Source organism: Hydrocoleum sp. CS-953, assembly GCF_002260545.1.
Taxonomy (GTDB): domain Bacteria; phylum Cyanobacteriota; class Cyanobacteriia; order Cyanobacteriales; family Microcoleaceae; genus Trichodesmium.
Map to the genome: position 1 here is coordinate 1 of NZ_LGSU01000707.1, position 4,324 is coordinate 4,324.

At 34.5% G+C, this 4,324-nt stretch carries 4 protein-coding genes; all 4 read right to left on the bottom strand.

Going from position 1 to position 4,324, the window contains the following annotated elements; all coding sequences use genetic code 11:
- Positions 1-142 precede the first annotated feature (142 nt).
- The 4 genes from AFK68_RS08255 to AFK68_RS38395 all read right to left on the bottom strand — a co-directional run bounded on the left by AFK68_RS08255 (position 143) and on the right by AFK68_RS38395 (position 4,195).
- Entirely contained in the window at positions 143-1,387 is a 1,245-nt protein-coding gene (locus AFK68_RS08255; protein ID WP_094672320.1) for a PD40 domain-containing protein, read from the bottom strand.
- 119 nt (positions 1,388-1,506) lie between these two features.
- A complete protein-coding gene (locus tag AFK68_RS41285; RefSeq protein WP_256386515.1) occupies positions 1,507-2,223 on the bottom strand; it encodes a DMT family transporter in 717 nt (238 codons plus the stop codon).
- Positions 2,224-3,280: 1,057 nt separating this feature from the next.
- Positions 3,281-4,003 (bottom strand): PEP-CTERM sorting domain-containing protein, encoded by a 723-nt coding sequence (locus AFK68_RS08265; RefSeq protein ID WP_094672322.1) that lies wholly within the window; start codon positions 4,001-4,003, stop codon positions 3,281-3,283.
- Positions 4,004-4,030: 27 nt separating this feature from the next.
- Entirely contained in the window at positions 4,031-4,195 is a 165-nt protein-coding gene (locus tag AFK68_RS38395) for a hypothetical protein (protein ID WP_210407297.1), read from the bottom strand.
- Positions 4,196-4,324: the final 129 nt, after the last annotated feature.

A 4,324-nucleotide genomic window follows, 5' to 3' on the forward strand; every position in this document is an offset into this window, starting at 1 on the left:
CTCTTCCCCCTCTTCCCCCTCTCCTCCCACACTCAAATTCATAGATCCCTTCAGGGGTTCTATATGCTCTAAGTCTTTACCAATAATACTTTCAGTTAGACAAGTAAATCGTTTTTTAGAAGAACTTTGTACTCTCCAGTTATTAAAAAACATTCTGACTCCAGACAAAAACATCCCGACTATTATTATTATCTCCAACTACTAAATTAGTTGCAAAAGAGTCAAAAGCGACAACTTCCCCGAAAGCAGAAATCGCCGGATTAAAAGAAGTCAAATTTCCTTCTAACCCCTGATAATTTACCGATATTTTAGTCGTGACTCCATTTAGCAAATCCCGCACAAATATATCATTAGTGCCATTGCTATCTCCAGGCACCAGTAACGGATCGAAAGAATCAAAAGCGACAAACCTACCATCACCAGAAATCGTCGGTGCAAAGGAACTTCTACTAACTTGATTACCAAAAATATCTACAGAAACGCGAGTTGTGATGCCATTTAGCAAATCCCGCACAAATATATCTCTGACACCATTGATATCTCCCGGTACTAGATTAGTTGCCGTAGACTCAAAGGCGATAAAGCGACCATCATTAGAAATAGAGGGAGCTATGGAACTTAAATTTCCTTGGTTGCCTAAAGCATCTATTGAAATACTGCTGGTAATCCCAGTTAGGGTATCGTGCCAAAAAACGTCTCTGGTATTATTAGTATCTCCTGCCACAAGATTAGTCGCAAAAGAGTCAAAAGCGATAAAGCGACCATCAGCAGAAATAGCGGGGTTAAAAGAACTAAAATTTGCTTGATCGCCTAGGGAGTTTCTAGATATTTGGGTAGTTATACCAGTTAGGGTGTCATGTAGAAAAATATCTCTAGCGTTGTTAATATCTCCCATAACTAAGTTGGTAGCATCAGACTCAAAAGCAATGAAGCGACCGTCGGCAGAAATAGTGGGATTTATTGAAGCAGCATTGCTTTGGTTGCCTAGAGAATCTACAGATATTCTTGTAGTTGTACTGGTTAGGAAGTCTCTGAGAAAAATATCGGTTGTATTATTGTTATCTCCTAGCACTAAATTATTGGCATTAGAGGCAAAGGCTACAAAGTGACCGTCACCAGAAACAGAAGGATGAAAAGAATTGAGATTTCCCCCAACTCCAAAAGAGTTTACCGAAACAATATTTGTAGTTTTAAATTCTCTATTTGTAATAAAAATATCTGTTTGGTTATTTGTGTCTCCTATGACTAAGTTATTAGCAGCAGATTCAAAAGCAATATAACGACTATCAGCAGAAATAGAGGGATTAATGGAAAAGTTATTTCCTTCATTTCCTTGAAAATTTACCGATAGGCGATCTATATTTGTTTTGGCAATAGTATTTGTCATTAGTCATCTCCGAAAATTCAAAATAAAATCAATTACTATCCATAAATTATCAATTATATCTCCCTGTTCCCTGTTCCCTGTTCCCTGTTCCCTCTTTTCCGGAGAGGTCTATTATATTCCTAAGATGAAATTCTATGTTCTTGACTCAACAACAAAATACCCACAGTAACAATAACAATACCCAGAATTTGCAAACCATTAATAGTTTCTTGAATTGTTAACCATGCTAAAATTGCTGTTAAACTGGGATTAGTCGCGCCAATAGTTGCAGCAGTAGTAGCACCTATCAACTTAATTCCGTAATTAATCATTAAATGACCGCTCAAAGTAACGATCGCCGACAGAAAACCACCAACCCACATAGGAGTCCAGTTAAGGTCAGCATTATCTCCCTGCCAAATAAATAAACTAAGAGTAGATAAACCTAAAGCAGTAGCAAAACTAATCCAAGTAAAAGGAACCGGATGTATACCTTCAAAACTTTTTTGTGCATTTACAGTATAGAGAGCATAAGCAAGTCCGGAACCAATGCCAAAAATTACTCCAATTCCGTTGTAACTATCAGATGTTGTCTGAGTATAAGGAATAGTCAGAAAAGTACCGACTAACACAACTAGCATTACCATCCACCGAAACCTTGTTGGAGGAATAGCTAAAAATCCCCAAGAAAGCAGCGAAGTGAATATCGGGTAAGTAAAAAACAGAGCTGAAGCAATTCCAGTTTCGATTAAACCAATAGATAGATAAAGCAGTGCTAAGTATAGAAACATCAACACTCCACCCAGGAGCGATCGCCCTAATACAGAACGTGCTTCTTTATTTCCTAATTCTCTAATATCTNGAATAGCTAAAAATCCCCAAGAAAGCAGCGAAGTGAATATCGGGTAAGTAAAAAACAGAGCTGAAGCAATTCCAGTTTCGATTAAACCAATAGATAGATAAAGCAGTGCTAAGTATAGAAACATCAACACTCCACCCAGGAGCGATCGCCCTAATACAGAACGTGCTTCTTTATTTCCTAATTCTCTAATATCTTTCCAGGTAAGTGGGTAAAGTCTTGTCGCAAAGGATGCCATCAATGGAACTACTAATAACATCCGCATAAACATTAGTAGAAAAGAATTTTGTAGGTTAGGTATAACAAATCCACCTGTGGGAAAAATCCCTAAAATTATTTGTTCATTGAAGAGAATTCTGACAATGACATTTTGGAAACAAAAACAGAATGATGCCAATAAAACAATAATAAAACCAAACATATAGCTAAAGTTATAAGTTAGAAGTCAGAAGTTAGTAGGGAGGAATAGTTATTTGCCCGTACATTCTTACTGTGACTATATTTGATAATTTGATAATTTCCGCGCCAGTAATAGCGAATACTATAAATAAATTAGACCTCGCCTTTAAGAGGGAGGTTTCAATAAAGGGAAGTTTTCGGACTTAAAAAAAATAGTAGTCTATACTATACTATAAATTTTCTTAGACTCAACTAAATCAACTTTTTTACTGCCAATAAAAAAATGCTATGTCTTCCATAAAAAGACATAGCTATTATGAATAATTTAATTTTGTTTAAGCATTCAGCGGTCAGCTATTAGTTATCAGCTTCATTACCATTAAATGCTTACCGAAAAATTAAGGTATAAAGCCTCTCCATTCATGGAGAAAAAAGCGAGAAAAAAAATCCTTTTAGTCAATCCTATTCTTAGAAAGAAGAGGTAATAATTAATTATTAATTATTAATTATTAATTATTAATTATTGAAGAGCTTGTTATTTTTGTTTGCTCTTCAAAATAGAAGCACCACCAAATGTACCTAAAGCTAATAAACCTAATATNGTAATAATTAATTATTAATTATTAATTATTAATTATTAATTATTGAAGAGCTTGTTATTTTTGTTTGCTCTTCAAAATAGAAGCACCACCAAATGTACCTAAAGCTAATAAACCTAATATTGAAGTCGGTTCAGGAACAGGAATTAAATTGATATTATCAAAATTCACATCACCAGAACTAGAAATAAAAACCTGAGTAATATTTTCAAAACCTTCTAATGATAAAGTTTCAAAAGGTAAGGATATATCGTTACCAATAGAATATTCTGTAAATTGACCAAGCACTGGCATTGTCGGGTCAAATGTTGTAGAAATTAAGATTTGAGTATCATCAGTTGTATAACCATCAATTGTTCTTTCATTATTCCGCAATTGATAATCTAAACTTTCTAAATTGAATTCACCACCATTTTTTGCAGTTATAAATATACCTAAAAGTCTGGACTCTTCGGGATCTTCTCGGTTAGAGCTAAAGTGTTGAGCTTCATAACTATTACGAGCATGAAAATGTCCTGTTTCACTAAAAAAAGCTTCCTCAGTACCTACTTTCCGTGTTGAAAATGCTGCTACATTAAATCCCTTTTCCATAAAACATTCAGCTTTGGTCAATGGAGAATTACAGGTATTAACATCGCTAGTATATATTTCTGCATCGAAAGTTATTGTTGCTGCTTTAGCTTCTGCACTACCAACTAACAACATAGCTAAAGTTGCAAAACAACCAATACCTGTAGTTTTCAAATTTTTAAACATAATATTATTGATTTTCGGAGCCATTTTTGCCTATCCACTCTCTTTACAAAATCATGTTTCTACAAGGAAAGTTAAAGACCATTTACTGAAACTTTCCCAATTTATAATTCCTACTTTGGCTGTTACAGCATTCTCCATATTATACTCTATTATTTTATTTAAGTTTACTAACCCTGAACTTGCCTCCTCAATGAGGAGATTATTTGATGGCAACATGACTATAGAGAATTATTCTGCTGCTAATTTTGTATTTTTCCTCGTTGCTGCCTTTAGTGAAGAAATTATTTATCGCTTAGGAATACAAAACTATTTAGCAATACATCTAAACTGGCGACATTCTCGCTA